Raw genomic sequence first — 18,591 nt, 5'->3', positions numbered from 1 at the left:
GTGCTGCGCGACGAGCCGCACGGCCGTGCCCTGGGCGTTGATCTCGCGGATGGTGTCGGCGATCCGGGCGGCCATCAGCGGCGCGAGGCCGAGCGAGGGCTCGTCCAGGAGCAGCAGTTTCGGTGAGGCCATCAGGGCGCGGCCGACGGCCAGCATCTGCTGTTCGCCGCCGGAGAGCAGCCCGGCGCGCTGGTGGGCGCGCTCGGAGAGGACGGGGAAGAGTTCGTGGACCCGTTTCAGGGCCGCCGCCTTGGCGGCGCGGTCCCGCGGCGCGCCGAGAGCTCCCGCCCGCAGGTTGTCCTCGACGGTCATCCGGGCGAAGACCTGGCGGCCTTCCGGCACCTGAGAGACCCCGGCGGCCACGATCCGGTCGGGTGCGAGCCCGCCGATCGCCCGGCCGCCGAGGCTGACGGTGCCGGAGGTGACGGCTCCGCCGTGGAACGGCAGTGTGCGCGAGATGGCCCGCAGCAGCGTGGACTTGCCCGCGCCGTTGCCGCCGAGGACGGTGACGACGCTGCCCTCCGGCACGGCGAGCGACACCTGCCGCAGGGCGCGTACCGGTCCGTATCCCGCCGACAGGTCCGCCACCTCGAGGGCGAGTGCGGTACCTCCCATGGTTCCCCTTCCGTGGGCCCGTTCAGTGGCGCTCACCCCAACACCGCGTGGGGCCGTGCGTCCACGTGCGGCGGCCGAAACGCTGCCGGTGACCAGCGGGCGCGGCGGTGGGTTGTGCACGCGCACAACACCGCGTGTCAGGGGCCTGTCGGGAAGGGGTCGGGGGTGGCATCCTCCGGGCATGGGACGGCGCAGACCGCGGACCGGCGATGACTGGAAGCTGCTGGCGGAGGCGTGTACGGCGCTTCTGGAGCGGCTGCCCGAGCTGGTGGACGAGCATCTGAGGGAGTTGCACGCGTACGAGCCGGCGTACGGCCGGATCGTGCCGTACGACCAGCACTGGCAGGAGGCCCATGAGGCGATGCGGATCGGGATCGAGATGATCTCGGCGCCCCGGGACTCGCCGCGGCGGGACCTGGAGCACGCGGACGAGATGGGGCGGCGGCGGGCCGAGCAGGGGATGCCCGTGGAGCTGGTGGTGCATGCGTACCGGCATGCCGGGCATCTGGTCTGGGACGCGCTGATCGAGGACGCGTCGGCGTTCCCGCCGAGGCTGGCCGCGCTGACGCAGTCGGCGACGATCGTGTGGTCAGCGGTGGACGCGCAGGCGGACACGGCGTCGGAGGCGTACCGGTCGACGGAGCTGGAGCTGCGGCGCCGTACGGACGAGCAGCTGCAGGCGCTCCTGGACGCCCTGCTTCAGGGGCAGCGCTCGCCGGAGGTGACCTCACGGGCGGCGGCGGGCCTGGACCTGCCGGAGCACGGGCGGTACGCGGTGGTGGTGCTGCGCCACGACCGCCGGGAGGTGCCGGAGCCGTTCCACCGGCGGGTGCAGGGGGCCGGGGTGCGGTTCCTGTGGCGGATGGGGGCGGACTGCGAGTTCGGGGTGGTGTCGCTGGCGGAGGGCACGGGCCTGGACGCGCTGTCGGAGCTCCTGGAGGGCCGTTGCCCGGGTCCCGGTGGGATCAGCCCGGTGGTCACGGGGCTGTCGGAGCTGGGTCGTGCGCGGCGCCTCGCGGAGCTGGCGCTGCGGACGTGCCCGCCCGGCTCCCACCAGGTCGTGCGGCTGGACCGCAGGATGGGCGGGGCGCTGGTGGTGGGCCAGCCGGAGCTGGCCGGGCTGCTGGTCACGGACGTGCTGGGCGGGCTGCTGGAGCTGGATCCGGCGGACCGGGCGATCCTGCTGGAGACCCTGGACGTCTGGCTCGACTGCGAGGGGTCGGCAGGGCGGGCGGCGGGGCGTCTCTACTGCCACCGCAACACGGTCTTCAACCGCCTCCGCCGCCTGGAACAGCTGACGTCGCGGTCCTTGTCCCGCCCGCGCGACCTCACGGAGATGACCTTGGCCCTGGACGCGTTCCGCCTGACGGCGGCGGGGTGAGGGCGGGGGGTTCCCCGCCCCGGGGGAAACCCCCCGCCCCGCCCTACCGCGCCCCGGGCGCTCGGGCGTTACGCCAGGAAGTCCCGTGCGATGTTCGCCGCGACCTGTTCCAGGAGCGGGCCCGCGTTCGCGATGCACTTCGCCGTGTCCGGTTCCAGGTCCGTGAGCGGGTAGGCGCGGCGGATGCCGGCCGTGCCCAGGGTCGCGGGGGCGAGGGCCAGGCGGCCGCAGACCGCGACGACCTCCTTGCCCGCCGCCCGGGCGGCCGCGGCGACGCCCGCCGGGGCCTTGCCGTGCAGGGTCTGCTCGTCGAGCGAGCCCTCGCCCGTGATGACGAGCGTGGCCCGCTCCAGGGCCGGGGCGAAGCCCAGGACGTCGAGCATCAGCTCGATGCCGGGGCGGAAGCTCGCGTCGAGGCCGACGAGCGCCCCGTACCCGATGCCGCCGGCGCCACCCGCGCCGGGCGCGACCGCGCACTCCGCCGCCTTGGGACCGATGGCCTTCTCCAGGACGGTCACGAAGTGCGCGAGCGCCGCGTCCAGGGTCTCGACGTCCTCGGGGGACGCGCCCTTCTGCGGGCCGTACACGGCCGGGGCGCCCTTCGGGCCGGTCAGCGGGTTGTCGACGTCGCTGGCCAGGATCAGGTCCACCGAGGCGAAGCGCGGGTCGAGGCCGGACAGGTCGGCGGAGGCGAGCGACGCCAACGCCGCTCCTCCCGGGCCCACCGGCTCGCCCTGCGCGTCCAGGAAGACCGCGCCGAGCGCGGCGAGCATCCCCGCCCCGCCGTCCGTCGTCGCGCTGCCGCCGACGCCGAAGACGATCGTCGTCGCGCCCGCGTCCAGCGCGGCACGCAGCAGCTCACCGGAGCCGTACGTCGTCGACGTGAGGGGCGCGAACACGCCCGTCGGAAGCAGCTGGAGGCCCGAGGCCTCCGCCATCTCCACGACGGCCGTGGTGCCGCGCAGCGCGAACGCCGCCGTCACGGAGTCGCCGACGGGGCCGGTGACCCGCACCTCACGGCGTTCGAAACCGGCCGCCACCGCGGCCGCGACCGTACCGTCGCCGCCGTCCGCAACCGGCAGGGTCTCCACTTCCAGCTCCGGGACGACCCGTCGCAGACCTGCTGTGACCCGCTCCGCGACCTGTACGGCCGTGAGCGAGCCCTTGAACTTGTCGGCCGCGACGAGTACGCGTGCGACCTCAGTTACTGCTCCGTCCGTCACCTTGCATCCCTTGCTTTCGAACGTGCAGTCGCGCCGAGCCGACCCTATCCGCACCCCCCGACACCATGCCACCCCCTGATAAGACGATATTCCGCACCATAAGGGGACTATCCGAACGCCGGACGCGTCGGCGCGCGCCGGGACGGGGGATTCGGTACACCGGACGTATGGCGCTCACGCACGACGAACTCGCCGACCGCATCCTCGGCGGCTGGACGGGACGGATCGCCGGGAACATGCTCGGCAAGCCCGTCGAGCGGGGCGATCACTGGACGCCCGAGCGCATCGACCGGTACCTGCGGCTCACCGACGCGCTGCCGCTCACCGACTACCTGCCGCCGCCGCCCGCGGACGCCCTGTCGGCGGGGTTCGAGCTGCGGCCCGAGTGGCCGCAGTGCGTGCGCGGGCAGATCGACGGGAGCTGCCGGGACGACGACGTCGACTACTCCATCCTCGGTCTGCACCTCCTGGAGACCCGCGGCTTCGCCTTCACCACGGAGCAGGTGGGCGAGCTGTGGTTGCAGCGCCTGCCCTATCTGCAGACGTTCACCGCCGAGCGGACCGCGTACCGCAATCTCGCCAACGGTCTGAAGCCGCCGCTCACCGCGACCTACGACAATCCGCACCAGGAGTGGATCGGCGCGCTGATCAGGGCGGACGTCCACGCCTGGACCTCCCCCGGCGACCCGCGCCGGGCCGCCTCGCTGGCCCGGCGGGACGCCGTGCTGTCGCACACGGGCAACGGGGTGTACGGCGCGATGTGGGCGGCGGCGCTGATCGCCGCCGCGTTCACGGCGCCGGACGTGCGCGCGGCCCTGGGGACGGCGCTGGACCGGATCCCGGCGAGCAGCCGCCTCGCGCGGACGGTGCGGCACACGATCGCCCTGTACGAGTCGGGGGTGGAGTGGTCCGACACCCTCGCCGAGCTCGCGAAGGAGACGGGCGGCCTGGGCTGGATCCACACCATTCCCAACGCGGCGGTGCTGACGGCCGGACTGCTGTACGGCGGCGGCGACTTCACCACGACGATCGCCCTGACGGTCCGCGGCGGGCTGGACACGGACTCGAACGGGGCGACGGCGGGCTCGGTGGCCGGGGTGATGTGCGGGGCGGCGGCGATCCCGCCGCAGTGGTCGGAGCCGTTGCGGGACCGGGTGCGGAGCGCGGTGTTCGGCTTCGACGGGGTGCGGATCAGCGAGTTGGCTGAGCGGACGCTGCGGCTGGCTACGCTGACGGTATGACGACGACCGATTACACCGCGTACATCGCCACCCTGCCGCGTGTCCTCGCCGGCGCCGCCGCGCTCTTCCGGGACGCTGCGGGCCGCGTTCTGATCGTCGAACCGAACTACCGCGAGGGGTGGGCGCTGCCCGGCGGGACGATCGAGTCCGACGCGGGCGAGACGCCCCGTCAGGCGGCGCGTCGCGAGACGGCCGAGGAGATCGGCCTGGACGTGGAGCTGGGGGCGCTGCTCGCGGTCGACTGGTCGCACGGCACGGGAAGGCCGCCGATCGTGGCGTACGTGTACGACGGCGGGGTGCTGCCGGACGAGCGGTTCGCCGAGATCCGGCTCCAGGAGGAGGAGCTGCTGTCCTGGAAGCTGATCACCCGCGACGAGGTCACCGCCCATCTCCCGGGGAGCCTGGGCCTGCGCGTCCTCGTCGCCCTGGACGTGCTCGCGACCGGCCGGGGTCCGGCGGAGCTGGAGAACGGCCGGGCACCGCGCTGAACGAGCCGCGGCGCCCGGCGTCGAGTGCGCGGGCCGGCCGTGGCCTCGGCGTGCACGCAACACCCGTTAATCCGTTCGCGGGAGCCACGCGGACCTGCCTACGCTCGCGGTATGACCATGGTCGCGATTCTCAGCGGGGCAGGGATCTCCACGGACTCCGGCATTCCGGACTACCGGGGGCCCAACGGCGTGTGGACGCGTGATCCGGAGGCCGAGAAGCTCGCCACGTACGACCACTACATGGCCGATCCGGAGATCCGGCGCCGGGCGTGGCGGATGCGTCTCGACGGGCCGGTGCTGCGTGCCGAGCCGAACACGGCGCACCGGGCCGTCGCCGCGTTCGAGCGGACCGGGAACGCGCTCCGGGTCATCACGCAGAACGTCGACGGGCTGCACCAGATCGCCGGGGTGCCGGACCGCAAGGTCCTCGAACTCCACGGTTCGGCCCGGTCGGTGGTCTGCACCGGCTGCCATGCCCGCTCGTCGATGGCCGAGGCGCTGGAGCGGGTGAAGGCCGGCGAGGACGACCCGAAGTGCCGGCGCTGCGGAGGCATCCTGAAGTCGGCGACCGTGATGTTCGGTCAGCGGCTCGACCCCGTGGTGCTGGGCGAGGCGATGTCGATCGCGAAGGCCACCGAGGTGTTCGTCGCGGTCGGTACGAGCCTCCAGGTCCAGCCGGCGGCCTCCCTCGCGGGCATCGCCGCCGAGCACGGAGCCCGGCTGATCATCGTGAACGCCGAGCCCACTCCGTACGACGAGATCGCCGACGAGATCGTCCGCGAGCCGATCGGAACCTCGCTGCCGGCACTGCTGACGCGCCTCGGGGCCTGAAGGCGCCCCCGCGTCAGCCGCGCAGTCCGGCCACCGCCCACTTCGCCCGTGCGGACAGCGGGCCGAGCGCCTTGGCCGACGGCTTGGCGATCCTGTCCAGCAGCACTCTGGAGTGCGCCATGGTCGCCTTCGCGAGGTCGGCGTCACCCGCCTCGACGGCGGCGAGCGTCAGCTCCAGGTGCTGTTCCGTGATCAGTCGGCCGACGCCCCGGCGGTGCCATTCGGTGGCGTCGGAGCCGACCGCCGCCCGGGCCCGCTCCAGCGCCCGCCCCGCCGCCGCGAGGTCGCCCTTGAGGCGCTCCAGGCGGGCGAGGACGTACGCCTCCGTGGCCCGTCCCCGGGCCGTGTCCTGGAGCGAGAGGAGGTCGGACTGGGCGCGGGCCGCCTGTGCGTGGTCGCCGAGGCGTTCCAGCGCGCGGCTGAGCGCCCGGAGCCGGTCCGCGTCCGGGCCCGTGTCGTCCAGCATCCGGATGAGGGCGACCCGGGCGTGCTCGATGCGCCCCTGACGGTGGGCCAGTTCGATCCAGGTGAACTCGCCGTCCTCGGCCTCTGCGCGGGCCCGCTCCACGGCTCCGGCGCTGTCGGTGACCTCCCCGTGGGTGGCCTCCCGCAGGAGCGGGACGTCCTCGGCGCGGCCGTGCGCCGCCACCAGGAGCGCGGCCAGCCGGCGTTCCCGGAACCATTCGGTCCGCTCGGTGTTCTCGTGCTCCAGCAGGAACCGCAGCAGCGGCAGGTCGCCGTCCCGCCGGTCGTACCACGCCGCCCGCACCACCCCCGCGCGCAGCACCGGGTCCGCGGCCGCCTCCTGCCGTGCGCCGGGGTCGCCGGAGCGCAGCCGCTCCAGCGCCTCCCGTCCCGGGCCGAGGACGACGTCGCGCAGGGGCTGTCGGTACGACTCGTGCAGCCGGTACGCGCACAGCTCCTCGGAGTTGAGCAGGAGGTGATCCGGCTCGGTGCGCCGGGCGGCCGACTCGGAGAGGGCGACGAGTTCGGCCAGCGGCCGCTCCGGCAGGCCGAGCCCGCCGATCAACGCGGCTCGCTGGGCGTCCAGTTCGGGAGCGAACTCCTCCCGCGCCTCCTCGTCCGCCGCCCGCAGCTCGGCGCGGAGCTCCTCCTCGCCGAGCTCGCCGGAGATGTTCTCGCACCACCAGGGCAGCCGGATTCGCATCTCGAGCGCCTCGCCGACGCTGTCGGCGAGCAGCACGGCGCTCCCTTCGGAGGACGCGTAGAGCACGGCCGTCCCCCCGCTCAGGAAGTACGTGCCGCCCGTGTCGTCACCGGCGATCGGCTCCAGCGACGCTCCGGACGCCAGGTGTACCGGCTCGACGTGATACGCCCGTCCCACATCGAAGTTGAACGGAAACGCGGCGAGATCGGCCAGATCGGGGCGGCTGCGCAGGAGGTCCAGAACGCGGTCGGTCATGGGGCCGAACCCTAACGAGGCTCCGGCAGCGCACTCGGTCGGGGTTCAGAACAGCGCGCCCGGCTCGGCGGTGCCCGACTCGAAGGCCAGCAGCCGCCGCTTGCGGCCGATCCCGCCGCCGTACCCGGTCAGGGAGCCGCTCGCCCCGATCACCCGGTGGCAGGGCACGACGATGCTCACCGGGTTCTTGCCGTTGGCGAGGCCGACCGCGCGCGAGGCGCCGGGGCTGCCGAGGGCCTCCGCCAGTTCGCCGTAGGTCCGCGTCTCGCCGTACGGGATCAGGGTCAGCTGCTCCCACACCCGCAGCTGGAACGGTGTGCCGATCAGCTTCAACGGCAGGTCGAACTCGGTCAGTTCACCGGCGAAGTACGCGTCGAGCTGGCGGATCGCCTCGTCGAAGGGGCGCCGGTCGGGCTGACCGAAGGTCTCCTCGGCGGGGCGGTGGCGCTGGTCGGTCATGTGGATACGGCTGAGGACGCCGTCGACGGCGACCAGCGTCAGCGCGTCGTAGGGGCTGTCGATGACGGTGTGCTGGACGGTGGGCATGGCGCGCGGCTCCTCAGGCGGGGAGGTGGTTGATCGGATGGCTGTCGGTGGCCCAGAGGTACTGGACCGCGTAGGCCCGCCAGGGCCGCCACCGCGCGGCGCGGGCGGTCAGCGCGGCCGGGGTGGCGGGCAGGCCGAGGCCCTCGGCGGCGCGGCGGACGCCGAGGTCGCCGGGGAGGAAGGCGTCGGGGTCGCCGAGCGCCCGCATCGCGATGACCTCGGTGGTCCAGGGGCCGGCGCCGGGCAGCGCGAGGAGCCGGGCGCGGGCCTCGTCCCAGTCGGTGGCCGGGCCGAGGGCCAGGGAGCCGTCGGCGAGGGCCTCGACGAGGGTGAGGAGGGTGGTGCGGCGGCTGCGGGGCAGCGCGAGGGACTCGGGGTCGAGGCCGGCGAGCGCCTCGGGGGTCGGGAAGAGGTGGGTGAGGCCGCCCTCGGGGTCCTCGACGGGAACGCCGTGCGCGGAGACGAGCCGGGCCGCGTGGGTGCGGGCGGCGGCCGTGGAGACCTGCTGGCCGAGCACGGCCCGCACGGCGAACTCGGCGGCGTCCACGGTCCGCGGCACGCGCCGGCCCGGCGCCTGCTCGACCAGCGGGGCCAGCAGCGGGTCCGTACCCAGCTGCTCGTCGACGGCGACCGGATCGGCGTCGAGGTCGAGCAGCCAGCGGCAGCGGCTGATGGCGAGGGTGAGATCACGTGGGTCGGTGAGGAAGAGCCGGCAGGCGATGTGGTCGGACCGGGGCGCGAGGGCGACGATGCCGTGGCCGTGCGGCAGCGTCAGGGTCCGCCGGTACGCGCCGTCCCGCCACTCCTCCACGCCGGGGACGGCGGTCGCGGCGAGATGCCCGAAGAGGTTGGAAGGATCGAGGGGCGCGCGGTACGGCAGCCGCAGCGCGATCACGCCCGGGGTGCGCGGGGCGTCCGCGGCGCCCCGCGACCGTGCGGCCCGGGCACGCAGCTCTCCGGGCGCGAGCGCGAAGACCTCGCGGACGGTGTCGTTGAAGGTGCGGATCGAGGAGAAGCCCGCGGCGAAGGCGATCTCGGCCATGGGCATCGGGGTCGTCTCGATGAGCAGCCGGGCGGTCTGGGCGCGCTGGGCGCGGGCCAGGGCGAGCGGTCCCGCGCCGAGCTCGGCGAGGAGCTGCCGCTCGATCTGGCGGGTGGACCAGCCGAGGCGGGCCGCGAGCCCCGGCACGCCCTCGCGGTCCACGACACCGTCCTGGATGAGCCGCATGGCCCGGGCGACGGCGTCGGCCCGTACGTTCCATTCGGGCGAACCGGGGCTGGTGTCGGGGCGGCAGCGCTTGCAGGCCCGGAAGCCGGCGCGCTGGCAGGAGGCGGCGCTTGGGTGGAAGACCATGTTCTCGGCCTTGGGCGGCACGACCGGGCAGCTGGGGCGGCAGTAGATCCGCGTGGTCAGGACGGCGGTGAAGAACACGCCGTCGAAGCGGGCGTCCTTCGATCGGACGGCCCGTACGCAGCGCTCGGTGTCGGTGTGCATGACTCAAGGATCGGGGATCCCCGAGCGGTCGGCTGGCGAGAAAACGACATGGACGTTCCCGCGCGGGGATCGAACCCGACTGCCCCACCGCGGCCCGCCTCGCCTCGATATCCCGCCCCGGCAGGAGCAGCATGGAAGGGAAACCGAGGAAGTGGACGGGTGACAGCCGAATCAGTGACGACAGCCGAACCTCCGAGAAGCACCCCATGAGCGGACGTCTTGGCCGCCGACCCAAGGGGCTGGGGCTGCGCAGCGTCGCCGGGCAGGTGTTCGCCCTGCAGGCGATCATCGTCGTGCTGCTGGTGACCGCGGGGACGCTGGCCCTGCTCTTCCAGGCCCGGTACGACACGGAGCGCGACGCGCGCAACCGTTCGCTGGCAGCGGCGGAGGCCTTCGCGCACGCGCCGGGGCTCGTCGACTCCCTGAAGGCGCCCGACCCGACGGCCCTGCTCCAGGGGCGGGCCGAGACCGCCCGCATGGCCGCGGGGCTCGACTTCCTCGCCGTGATGACGGCGGACGGGATCCGCTACACGGACTCCCGGCCCGAGCTGATCGGGCAGCGCGCCACCGGCGACATCGCCAGGGCCAGGGCCGGTGAGTCGTTCACGGAGATCTTCACCGGGGAGCCGACGGACGCCGTCCGGGCCATCGTCCCGGTACGGACCGAGGACGGCGACATCGTCGGCCTGGTGGGCGCGGGCGTCGAGATCCAGAACGTCGGCAACGTGGTCGAGGACCAGCTGCCGCTGTTGTTCGGCACGGCCGCGGGAGCGCTGCTGCTGGCGGTGGGCGGCGCCGCGCTGGTGAGCCGGCGGCTGCGCCGGCAGACCCACGGCCTGGGCCCGCTGGAGATGACCCGGATCAACGAGCACCACGAGGCGGTCCTGCACGCGGTGCGCGAGGGCGTGATGATCATCGACGCGGACCGCCGGCTGCTGCTCGCCAACGACGAGGCGCGCCGCCTGCTCGACCTGGCGCCCGACGCCGAGCAACGGCACGTCACCGAGCTGGGCCTGGACCCCCGTACCGCCGCGTTGCTCTCCTCCGGCCGGGTCGTGACCGACGAGGTGCATCTGGCGGGCGACCGGCTGCTCGCCGTCAACGTACGCCCCACGGAGCCGTACCGGGGCCGGCCGACCGGGACCGTGATGACCCTGCGGGACTCGACCGAGCTCTCCACGGTCTCGGGCAGGGCCGAGGTGGCCCGGGGCCGGCTGCAGCTGCTGTACGAGGCCGGGGTCCGGATCGGGACCACGCTGGACGTCGTACGGACGGCGGAGGAGCTGACGGAGGTCGCCGTCCCGCGCTTCGCGGACTTCGTCACCGTGGAACTGCTGGAGCCGGTGCTGCGCGGCGAGGAGCCGTCGGGGGCGTTCACCGAGATGCGTCGTACGGCATTGAACAGCACCCACACGGACCATCCTTTCCAGCCGGTGGGCGACGTGATCAGGTTCGTCGTGCCGACCACGCCGATGGCGCGGGCGCTCGACGCCGGTCACGCGGTGCTGGTGGCGGACCTGATGACGGCCGACGGCTGGCAGGCCCAGGACCCCGAGGGGGCGACGGACGCCCTGGCGTACGGGCTGCACTCGCTCGTCGCCGTGCCGCTGCTGGCCCGGGGTGTCGTCCTGGGTATGGCCAACTTCTGGCGGGCCGAGACCGCCGACGCCTTCGGGGAGGAGGACCTGACGTTCGCTGAGGAGCTGACCGCGCGGGCCGCGGTCTCGATCGACAACGCCCGCCGGTTCACCCGTGAGCACGCGATGGCGGTGACGCTCCAGCGCAGTCTGCTCCCCCGCGTCCTGCCCGAGCTGTCGGCGGTGGACGTGGCCTACCGCTATCTGCCGGCGAAGGCCGGCGTCGGCGGCGACTGGTTCGACGTGATCCCGCTGCCGGGTGCCCGGGTGGCGCTGGTCGTCGGCGATGTCGTCGGGCACGGTCTCCATGCCGCGGCGTCGATGGGCCGGCTGCGTACGGCGGTGCACAACTTCTCCACTCTGGACCTGCCGCCCGACGAGCTCCTGGGCCATCTCGACGAGTTGATCGACCGGATCGACCGGCCCGAGACCGGCGGGCAGTTCAGGGGCGAGGCCGGTGCGGGCGACGGCGAGGACAAGGAGGACGGGGGCAACGAGCGGATGACGGGTGCCACCTGTCTGTACGTCGTCTACGACCCCGCGAGCGGGCACTGCACCATGGCGAGGGCCGGGCATCCCGGGCCGGCGCTGGTGCACCGCGACGGCCGGGTGGAGTTCCCCGAGGTGCCGGCCGGGCTGCCGCTCGGGGTGGGCGGGATGCCGTTCGAGGCGACCGAGCTGCACCTGCCCGAAGGGAGCCGGCTGGTGCTGTTCACGGACGGTCTTCTGGAGGATCGTGACCGGGACTTCGACACGGGGCTCGGGCTGATGTGCGACGCGCTGGCCACGACGGGGCGCAGCCCGGAGCAGGCGTGCGCCGATGTCCTGACCTCGCTGCTCGTACCCGCTCCGGACGACGACATCGTGCTGCTGGTCGCCGACACCCAGCGCCTGGAGGCCGACCGGATCGCGGAGTGGGACGTGCCCGCCGACCCGGCCGAGGTCTCCCGGGTCCGCAACGCGGGCGCCGCGCAGCTGGACGCCTGGGAGCTGGACTCCCTCTCGTTCACCGCCGAACTGATCCTCAGCGAGCTCATCACCAACGCCATCCGGTACGGGGCCGAGCCCATCCGGGTCCGGCTGCTCCGCGACCGCCGGCTGATCTGCGAGATCTCCGACGGCAGCAGCACCGCCCCGCATCTGCGCTACGCGGCCACCACCGACGAGGGCGGCCGTGGTCTGTTCCTCGTCGCCCAGTTCGCCGAGCGGTGGGGCACCCGCTACACCAAGCGCGGCAAGGTCATCTGGGCCGAACTGCCCCTGACCACGCGCGACTCGGAGCTGCCGGGACTCCCGGAGCCGGACCTCGACGCGCTGGAGGACCTGGCCTGGTGAGCCGGAGTCGCGCCGTCACCGCAGGGGCGTACGGGCCAGGAGTACGGCCACGTCGTCCGGCGGTGCGCAGGGCAGCAGTTGCGCGAGGATGTCGTCGCAGAGCTGGCTGAGGGGCTGCTCGATGTGCAGCAGCGCCTGGGCGAGCTGGTCCATGCCCTGGTCGAGGTCCCGGTCCCTGGCCTCGATGAGCCCGTCGGTGTACAGCACCAGGAGGCTGCCCGGCGGGAGCCGCAGCTCCTCGGTCCGGAAGTCCTGGGCGCCGGTGCCGAGCGGGGTGCCGGGAGGGCCCTCCAGAAAGGTGATCGCCCCGTCCGCCGTGGCCACGGCCGGTGGGGGGTGGCCGGCCCGGGCGATGACGACTCCTCCGGTGGCCGGGTCGTGGACGGCGTAGACACAGGTCGCCATCTCGTCCTCGCCCAGGTCGGCGACGGCCGCGTCGAGTGAGCGCAGCAGTTGGGCGGGCGGTACCCCGTGCCGGGCGAGGGTGCGTACGGCGGTGCGGAGCTGGCCCATGACGGCCGCGGCGTGGATGCCGTGGCCCATGACGTCGCCGATGACGAGAGCCGTGCGGCCCTCGGGCAGGGCGATGACGTCGTACCAGTCGCCGCCCACGTCGTGGTCGCTGGCGGGGAGGTAGCGGCCGGTGAGCTCCAGGCCGTCGACCTTGGGCAGGGCGCTGTTGGTGAGGCTGCGCTGCAGCGTGAGGGCGGCCTCGCGCTGGGTGGTGTACATCCGGGCGTTGTCGATGTTCAGGGCCGCGCGGGCGACGAGTTCGTCGACGAGGACGCAGTCCTGCTCGTCGAAGGGTTCGCGCTCGTTGAGGCGGGTCATGCTGACGACGCCGAGCACTTTGCCGCGGGCGACGAGCGGGACGATGCGCGCGGAGCCGATGTTGGCCCGGAAGTATGCCTTGAGGGGGTCGGTGCGGGGGTCGGGGAAGAGCGCCGGGAGGTCGGAGTGGTAGAGGTTCATCGGCCGGGCGTCGGTGATGACCTGCTCGTACACGGTGCCGAGCGGGATCTGGAAGGTCTGTCCCGGGGTGAGCAGGGCGGTGGGCGCGGTCGGGTCGGGGAAGACGGCCGCGAGGCGCCGCAGCAGCCCTTGGCTGGAGGCGCCGGCCTCGTCCGGTTCGATGACGCTCTCGAGCAACTGCACATCGGCCGAGTCGGCGAGCTGCGGCACCAGGACCTGGACGATCTCCTCGGCGGTCTGGCGCAGGTCGAGGGTGGTGCCGATCCGGGTGCCCGCCTCCGCGAGGAGGGCGAAGCGGCGCCGGGCACGTTCGGCCTCGACGAGCGCCCGCTGACCCTCGGTGATGTCGATGAGGGAGGCGATCAGGCCGAGGCGTCGGCCCGAGCCGTCGAGGAGCGGGGCGTAGGAGCAGGACCAGGTCCGGTCGTGGTCGGGGTCGGCGGAGGTCCGGCCGGTGCGGCGGACGTCGACGACGGCCTCGCCGCGTTCGAGGACCTGCCGCATGGTGGCTTCCAGGGCGACGGCGTTGACGCCGGGCACCACCTCGGTCAGCCGCTTGCCCAGATGCTCCTCCGCGGAGGCCCCGTTCATCCGCGCGAGGGCGTCGTTGACCCGGAGGAACCGCAGGTCGGGGCCGAGGGTGGCGAGGCCGATGGGCGACTGGGTGAAGAGGCTCTGGAGGGCGGCGAGCGAGTCCCGCATCCGCAGGACCTCGGAGGTCTCGACGGCGATGAGCATCGCGCCGGGCCGCCCCTGGGGGTCGACCTCGGGGACGATCCACATCTCCATGGTGATCTGGTGACCGTCGCGGTGGCGTACGGGCAGGGTGCCGACGACGGTCTCGCCGGCCTGGACACGGAGGGTCAGCTGATCGGCGAGCTCCCGGTTGGCGTCCGGGACCAGAATGGGTGACGCGGGGCGGCCGAGGACGTCCTCGGGACGGTGGCCGAGCAGGTCCTGGGCGGCCAGCGACCACTCGACGACGCACCCGTCCGCGTCCTCCCTCCACAGGGCGATCGGGAGCAGTTCGCGCAGTACACCCGCGTATCCGATGGCCGCCGGTGGCCGTTCCGGCGTCTCGCTCGGCGACTGAAAAGTGTCCAACGCTTCGACCTAACCCCGGGGGGTGCCTTCCTTCCCATCACCCTATCCGAGCCGTCGGAACGGGGCGCTGTGGCACCGCTCCGTACAGTGTGGGTTCCCCTCCTCGCGACCCGCCGGTAACTTGGCGCGCGCCCACTCCCCGACCGTCATGGCAGGTACGAGATGCAGAGCGTGTTACGTGTGGTCCGAGGCGCCCTCCTGGTGGGCGCGCTGCTGGTGTCGGCCGTGCCGGGTGCCGCGGCGCAGGCCGGTCCTCCGCGGCCGGCGCAGGCGGCCGCGGCGGACACGGCGGACGCCGCCGTCGACTGGGCCCCGCCGCTGTCCACCCGCGGGCGCCATGTGGTCGATGCCCACGGCAACCGTTTCCGGCTGCGGTCCGGCAACTGGGACGGCGCCCAAGGGTCCTGGAACGGCTCGGGCGACATCGCCGACCCGGCCGGCCACCATGCCGGGCAGCCCTCCCACGGCATACCCCTCGGCCTGGACCGCACCCCGCTGCCCACGCTCCTCGCCGACTTCCACGCCCTGGGCCTGAACAGCATCCGGCTTCCCTTCTCCAACGAGATGCTGCGCGCGACGGCTCCCGTGCCGGACGGCGCCGTCGCGGCCAATCCGGCCCTGCGCGGCAGGACCCCGCTCCAGGTCTTCGACGCGGTCGTCGCCGCCCTCACCGCCGACGGCTTCGCCGTCATCCTCAACAACCACACCGTGACGACCCGTTGGTGCTGCGCGGTGGACGGAAACGAACGCTGGAACAGCAGCGGGCAGTCCACCGCCCGGTGGGCCGACGACTGGGTCTTCATGGCGAAGCGCTACCGCGCCAACCCGCGCGTGGTCGGCGCCGACCTGTACAACGAGGTCCGCCGCGACGTCTGGGACGACCCCAACTGGGGTCTGGGCGACAACCACGACTGGCATGCCGCCGCGCAGGAGGCCGGCGACCGCATCCTGGCCGAGGCCAACCCGGACCTGCTCATCGTCGTCGAGGGCATCAACTGGCAGGGCATTCCGGTGGACGGCTTCCCGCACGGCCGCCCCACCCTCACCCCGGTCCGTACCCTGTCGCACACCCTGGTGGTGTCGGGCAAGCTCGTCTATTCGGCCCACTTCTACGGCTACACCGGCCCGAACCACAGTGGCGCCACGGGCATCGGCGAGACCAGCGACCTCCGCTACCAGGACCTCAGCCGTGAGCAGCTCCGTCAGGTCGTCCACGACCAGGCGCTCTATGTCTCCGCCGAGACCGGCAAGCACTTCACCGCCCCGGTCTGGATCAGCGAGTTCGGCATCGGCGCCGACGAGACGAACGGCCGCCCGCGTGACTGGTTCCGCAACCTGACCGAGCTGCTCACCGACGCCGACGTGGACTACGCGTACTGGCCGCTCGTCGGCTGGAGCGGCGGCAGCGGCGGGGACAGCTGGGCGCTGCTGCGGTACGACTCCGAGGGCCGCAGGACCGGGGTCCTGGACGCGGGCGACTGGCGCACCCCGCTGTGGACCGGGCTGACCGACGCGCCCGGCCGTACCGGAGCCGTACCCGTCACGCCCGCCTGGTACCAGCTGACGACCGACCATCGCGACCACAACGCCTCGCTGCGCGTGCGGGCGGGCGGGGACTGGGACAGTGGCGCCCGGAAGGCCGTCTGCCCCGACGGCTCCCGGCTGGCCGGGCTCAGCCACACCGGGGGCCGCGGGCTGTGCGCGAGCTCGGCGCTGCGGGCCGGCACCGGCGGTCACACGGTCGTCCGCGACGAGTCGCACGTGCCGGCGGGCGGCGACTGGGCCGGCGGATACACCAAGTTCCAGTGCCCGGCCGGACAGTTCCTCATCGGTCACAGCGTGCGCGGCGAGCGGGTCTCGGCCGCCCTGTGCGCCCCGGCCCGGACGGCGCTCCCGGCGAGCGGCGGCCGGACGGTGTGGTTCGACCGGGGTGACAACCGCCCGCCGGGCACGCCCGGCGGGGAGTTCGCGAGCGGCCACTACAAGGGCCAGTGCCTGCCCACCGAGTACGCGGCGGGCATCGCCTTCACCACCCGGTTCGGCGCCCGGACCTCCCCGGCCGCCCTGCTGTGCCGCCCGGCTCCCCCGGAGGCGTGACGGTCAGACGGACGACATGGCGCGGGGCGTCTCCAGTACGGCGGCGATGCCCTGCGCCAGGTACGGGATCCGGTGCGCGGAGACGCCCGCGATGTTGATGCGGCCCGTGGTCGTGCCGTAGATGCCGAACCGCTCGCGCAGCAGGGCCATCCGGTCGGGCGTGAGCGGCAGCATCGAGAACATGCCCTTCTGCCGCGCGAGGTGCGTGGCCTGCTCGTCCTGGCCGAGCGCGCGGAGATGGGCGACGAGGTCGGCGCGGTTGGCCGTGATGCGGTGACGCATTCCGTCGAGTTCGGCGAGCCACGCGGCCCGCAGCCGCTCGTCCTCCAGGACGGTGGCGACGACGGCGGCGCCGTGCTCGGGCGGCATCGAGTACAGGGTGCGCGCGGCGTTCTGGAGTGCCGTCTCGACGTGCCTCAGCGCCTTGCCCGACGAGCCCACGACCATGGCGCACCCGGTGCGGTCGCTGTACAGGCCGAAGTTCTTGGAGCAGCTGACGGCGATCAGCACCTCGGGCAGCCGCTCGGCCAGCATCCGGGTGGCCCGCAGGTCGGCGGCGAGGCCGTCGCCGAGCCCGTGGTACGCGAGGTCGACGAAGGGGATCCAGCCGTTGGTCGCGGCGAGTGCGGCCAGCTCCTCCCACGTACCGAAGGAGGGGTCGACTCCGGTGGGGTTGTGGCAGCAGCCCTGCAGCAGCACGACGTCGTCCCGGCGGGCGGCGCTCAGGTCGTCGAGCACGGCCGCGGTGTCCGGCAGACCCGCGGAGTCGAGCCGGCCGTACGTCCGGACCCGGAGACCGGCGCCTTCCAGGATGGGGCGGTGGTTGACGTACGCGGGGTCGCTGATCCACACCGTGGTGCCGGGGCGCGTCCGGCTGACGAGATCGGCGAGCAGGCGCAGGGCTCCGGTGCCCGCGACGGTCTGGACGGCCGTCGCCCGTGCGGTCAGGGCCTCGGTGCCCAGGACCATGGAGAGCATGGCGCGGTTGAAGGCGGTGTTGCCGGAGAGACCGCGGTACTCCTTGGAGGCGGAGCGTTCCGCCAGGCGTATCTCGGCCTCCCTGACCGCCGCCATGACGGGGGTGACGCCGGTGTGGTCGCGGTAGACGCCGAGTACGAGGTTCAGGCGCTCGGGGCGCGGATCGGCGGCGAACTCGGCGGCGAGGTCCCACAGCGGGTCCACGGGCGGGGCGGACAGAAGCTCAAGCATGGGCGGAGACCTTGGATCGGGGGCGCCGGTTGGCGAGCGCGACGCCGAGGGTGATGAGGGGCACGCCGACCATGACGGAGAGGGTCGGCGACTCGTCGAGGAGAGGGACGGCCAGCAGCACGACGGCCACCGGGCTGAGGCTGCCGACGACCGAGCTGCGCTCCGGTCCGAGTCGGCGGATGGCGAACGCGTACAGCAGTCCGGCGCACAGGCCGACGCCCAGACCCTGGACGACGAGGAACAGCGCGATGTCGCCGCCGGCCGCGTGGGCGATCGAGGTGGGCAGGACCCCGGTCAGGGTCAGGAGCGCGATGACGGCGAAGGAGGGCAGGCAGAGCAGTCCGATGGACCCGATGGGGTCGAGGTCCACTTCGCGCAGCCCCACGGTGTACAGGGCCCACAGCCCGCTGGCGACGAGCAGTGTTCCGACGCCGAGCAGGGCGTCCGCGTCCAGCGCGGTCGTGTGCCGCCACACCAGCGCCACGACGCCGGCCACGATCATCGCGAGACCGGCCGTCTGCGTACCGCGCGGGACGCTCTTCCCGCCCGCGACCATGAGGGCGGAGACGAACAGCGGGACCATGCCGGGGACGATCGCCCCGACGAAGGCGGCCGAGGTCAGCGAACCGCCGTACATGGCGGCGAGGAAGAACGGGACCCCCGCACCGCAGATGATCTTGAGTGCGGGGCCGGGCCGCACCGCGGCCAGCCGGCGCCTGCGCCGCCACAGGGCGGGCGCGAGGACCACGAGGGGCACGCCGAAGCGCAGCAGGGCCGCGTCGGCGGGCAGCAGTGTGGAGGCGCTCAGCGCACGGGCGCTGAGGGCGAACGCGGCCCAGATCGCCACGGTGAGCAGCAGGGCGACGAGGCCCACGGCGTGCGGCGAGAGCGACCCGGTCCGGGCCGCCCCGCGCCGCGGCGCCCCCCGCTTCTCGCATACCGCGGCCTCCGGACTGTCCCGTATCGGTGGGACACGCTCCGACCGAGCTTCGTC

The 18,591-nt window shown here is 73.6% G+C and carries 14 protein-coding genes; 6 read left to right on the top strand and 8 right to left on the bottom strand.

Annotated features, from left to right (window positions below):
* A partial coding sequence (locus ACFVZW_RS19225) for an ABC transporter ATP-binding protein (protein ID WP_384522728.1) occupies positions 1-615 on the bottom strand: 615 nt, incomplete at its 3' end.
* Positions 616-796: 181 nt separating this feature from the next.
* On the opposite strand from ACFVZW_RS19225, the gene ACFVZW_RS19220 reads away from it, so the two are divergent.
* Entirely contained in the window at positions 797-1,996 is a 1,200-nt protein-coding gene (locus tag ACFVZW_RS19220; RefSeq protein WP_384522726.1) for a PucR family transcriptional regulator, read from the top strand.
* A 68-nt stretch (positions 1,997-2,064) separates the two neighbouring features.
* On the opposite strand, the gene ACFVZW_RS19215 is transcribed toward ACFVZW_RS19220, so the two are convergent.
* Complete coding sequence (locus ACFVZW_RS19215) at positions 2,065-3,219, bottom strand: glycerate kinase (RefSeq protein WP_384522724.1); 1,155 nt, start codon at positions 3,217-3,219, stop codon at positions 2,065-2,067.
* A 167-nt stretch (positions 3,220-3,386) separates the two neighbouring features.
* On the opposite strand from ACFVZW_RS19215, the gene ACFVZW_RS19210 reads away from it, so the two are divergent.
* The 3 genes from ACFVZW_RS19210 (at position 3,387) to ACFVZW_RS19200 (ending at position 5,779) form a co-directional block, all read left to right on the top strand.
* Positions 3,387-4,460 carry an ADP-ribosylglycohydrolase family protein gene (locus ACFVZW_RS19210; RefSeq protein ID WP_384522722.1) on the top strand — a complete coding sequence of 358 codons (1,074 nt, stop codon included), beginning with the start codon at positions 3,387-3,389 and terminating at the stop codon, positions 4,458-4,460.
* Positions 4,457-4,948: an NUDIX domain-containing protein gene (locus ACFVZW_RS19205; RefSeq protein WP_384522720.1), complete on the top strand. Its 492-nt coding sequence runs from the start codon at positions 4,457-4,459 to the stop codon at positions 4,946-4,948. The genes ACFVZW_RS19210 and ACFVZW_RS19205 overlap by 4 nt, the downstream gene beginning before the upstream one ends.
* A gap of 111 nt (positions 4,949-5,059) precedes the next feature.
* Positions 5,060-5,779: an NAD-dependent deacetylase gene (locus tag ACFVZW_RS19200; RefSeq protein WP_384522718.1), complete on the top strand. Its 720-nt coding sequence runs from the start codon at positions 5,060-5,062 to the stop codon at positions 5,777-5,779.
* 13 nt (positions 5,780-5,792) lie between these two features.
* Here ACFVZW_RS19200 and ACFVZW_RS19195 read toward each other — a convergent pair whose 3' ends face one another.
* Genes ACFVZW_RS19195 through ACFVZW_RS19185 form a run of 3 tightly spaced genes read right to left on the bottom strand, consistent with a single transcriptional unit; the run spans position 5,793 to position 9,243 of the window.
* Positions 5,793-7,202: a hypothetical protein gene (locus ACFVZW_RS19195; RefSeq protein ID WP_384522716.1), complete on the bottom strand. Its 1,410-nt coding sequence runs from the start codon at positions 7,200-7,202 to the stop codon at positions 5,793-5,795.
* Positions 7,203-7,247: 45 nt separating this feature from the next.
* Positions 7,248-7,748 carry a methylated-DNA--[protein]-cysteine S-methyltransferase gene (locus tag ACFVZW_RS19190; protein ID WP_384522714.1) on the bottom strand — a complete coding sequence of 167 codons (501 nt, stop codon included), beginning with the start codon at positions 7,746-7,748 and terminating at the stop codon, positions 7,248-7,250.
* A gap of 13 nt (positions 7,749-7,761) precedes the next feature.
* Positions 7,762-9,243 (bottom strand): AlkA N-terminal domain-containing protein, encoded by a 1,482-nt coding sequence (locus ACFVZW_RS19185; protein WP_384522712.1) that lies wholly within the window; start codon positions 9,241-9,243, stop codon positions 7,762-7,764.
* Positions 9,244-9,449: 206 nt separating this feature from the next.
* Here ACFVZW_RS19185 and ACFVZW_RS19180 point away from each other — a divergent pair, with 206 nt between their 5' ends.
* Positions 9,450-12,215 carry a SpoIIE family protein phosphatase gene (locus tag ACFVZW_RS19180; protein WP_384522710.1) on the top strand — a complete coding sequence of 922 codons (2,766 nt, stop codon included), beginning with the start codon at positions 9,450-9,452 and terminating at the stop codon, positions 12,213-12,215.
* Between the two features lie 15 nt (positions 12,216-12,230).
* Here ACFVZW_RS19180 and ACFVZW_RS19175 read toward each other — a convergent pair whose 3' ends face one another.
* Entirely contained in the window at positions 12,231-14,291 is a 2,061-nt protein-coding gene (locus ACFVZW_RS19175) for a SpoIIE family protein phosphatase (protein ID WP_384522708.1), read from the bottom strand.
* 162 nt (positions 14,292-14,453) lie between these two features.
* On the opposite strand from ACFVZW_RS19175, the gene ACFVZW_RS19170 reads away from it, so the two are divergent.
* Positions 14,454-16,388 (top strand): cellulase family glycosylhydrolase, encoded by a 1,935-nt coding sequence (locus tag ACFVZW_RS19170; RefSeq protein ID WP_384522706.1) that lies wholly within the window; start codon positions 14,454-14,456, stop codon positions 16,386-16,388.
* A 3-nt stretch (positions 16,389-16,391) separates the two neighbouring features.
* On the opposite strand, the gene ACFVZW_RS19165 is transcribed toward ACFVZW_RS19170, so the two are convergent.
* Positions 16,392-17,597: an aromatic amino acid transaminase gene (locus tag ACFVZW_RS19165; protein ID WP_384522704.1), complete on the bottom strand. Its 1,206-nt coding sequence runs from the start codon at positions 17,595-17,597 to the stop codon at positions 16,392-16,394.
* Positions 17,590-18,471 (bottom strand): DMT family transporter, encoded by an 882-nt coding sequence (locus ACFVZW_RS19160; RefSeq protein ID WP_384522702.1) that lies wholly within the window; start codon positions 18,469-18,471, stop codon positions 17,590-17,592. Before ACFVZW_RS19160 ends, ACFVZW_RS19165 begins: the two co-directional genes overlap by 8 nt.
* Between the last annotated feature and the right edge of the window lie 120 nt (positions 18,472-18,591).

The sequence above is a fragment of the Streptomyces sp. NPDC059567 genome, from assembly GCF_042735655.1.
In the GTDB taxonomy this organism is placed as follows: Bacteria; Actinomycetota; Actinomycetes; order Streptomycetales; family Streptomycetaceae; genus Streptomyces.
The sequence above is the reverse complement of the archived record's forward strand: the minus strand, read 5'-3'. Positions and strand labels throughout refer to the sequence as shown.

Excerpts from the sequence above, each read along its gene's own strand:
- ACFVZW_RS19220 (WP_384522726.1), top strand. The coding sequence starts at position 797 with ATGGGACGGCGCAGACCGCGGACCGGCGATGACTGGAAGCTGCTGGCG.
- ACFVZW_RS19210 (WP_384522722.1), top strand. The coding sequence starts at position 3,387 with ATGGCGCTCACGCACGACGAACTCGCCGACCGCATCCTCGGCGGCTGG.
- ACFVZW_RS19205 (WP_384522720.1), top strand. The coding sequence starts at position 4,457 with ATGACGACGACCGATTACACCGCGTACATCGCCACCCTGCCGCGTGTC.
- ACFVZW_RS19200 (WP_384522718.1), top strand. The coding sequence starts at position 5,060 with ATGACCATGGTCGCGATTCTCAGCGGGGCAGGGATCTCCACGGACTCC.
- ACFVZW_RS19195 (WP_384522716.1), bottom strand. The coding sequence starts at position 7,202 with ATGACCGACCGCGTTCTGGACCTCCTGCGCAGCCGCCCCGATCTGGCC.
- ACFVZW_RS19190 (WP_384522714.1), bottom strand. The coding sequence starts at position 7,748 with ATGCCCACCGTCCAGCACACCGTCATCGACAGCCCCTACGACGCGCTG.
- ACFVZW_RS19185 (WP_384522712.1), bottom strand. The coding sequence starts at position 9,243 with ATGCACACCGACACCGAGCGCTGCGTACGGGCCGTCCGATCGAAGGAC.
- ACFVZW_RS19180 (WP_384522710.1), top strand. The coding sequence starts at position 9,450 with ATGAGCGGACGTCTTGGCCGCCGACCCAAGGGGCTGGGGCTGCGCAGC.
- ACFVZW_RS19170 (WP_384522706.1), top strand. The coding sequence starts at position 14,454 with ATGCAGAGCGTGTTACGTGTGGTCCGAGGCGCCCTCCTGGTGGGCGCG.
- ACFVZW_RS19165 (WP_384522704.1), bottom strand. The coding sequence starts at position 17,597 with ATGCTTGAGCTTCTGTCCGCCCCGCCCGTGGACCCGCTGTGGGACCTC.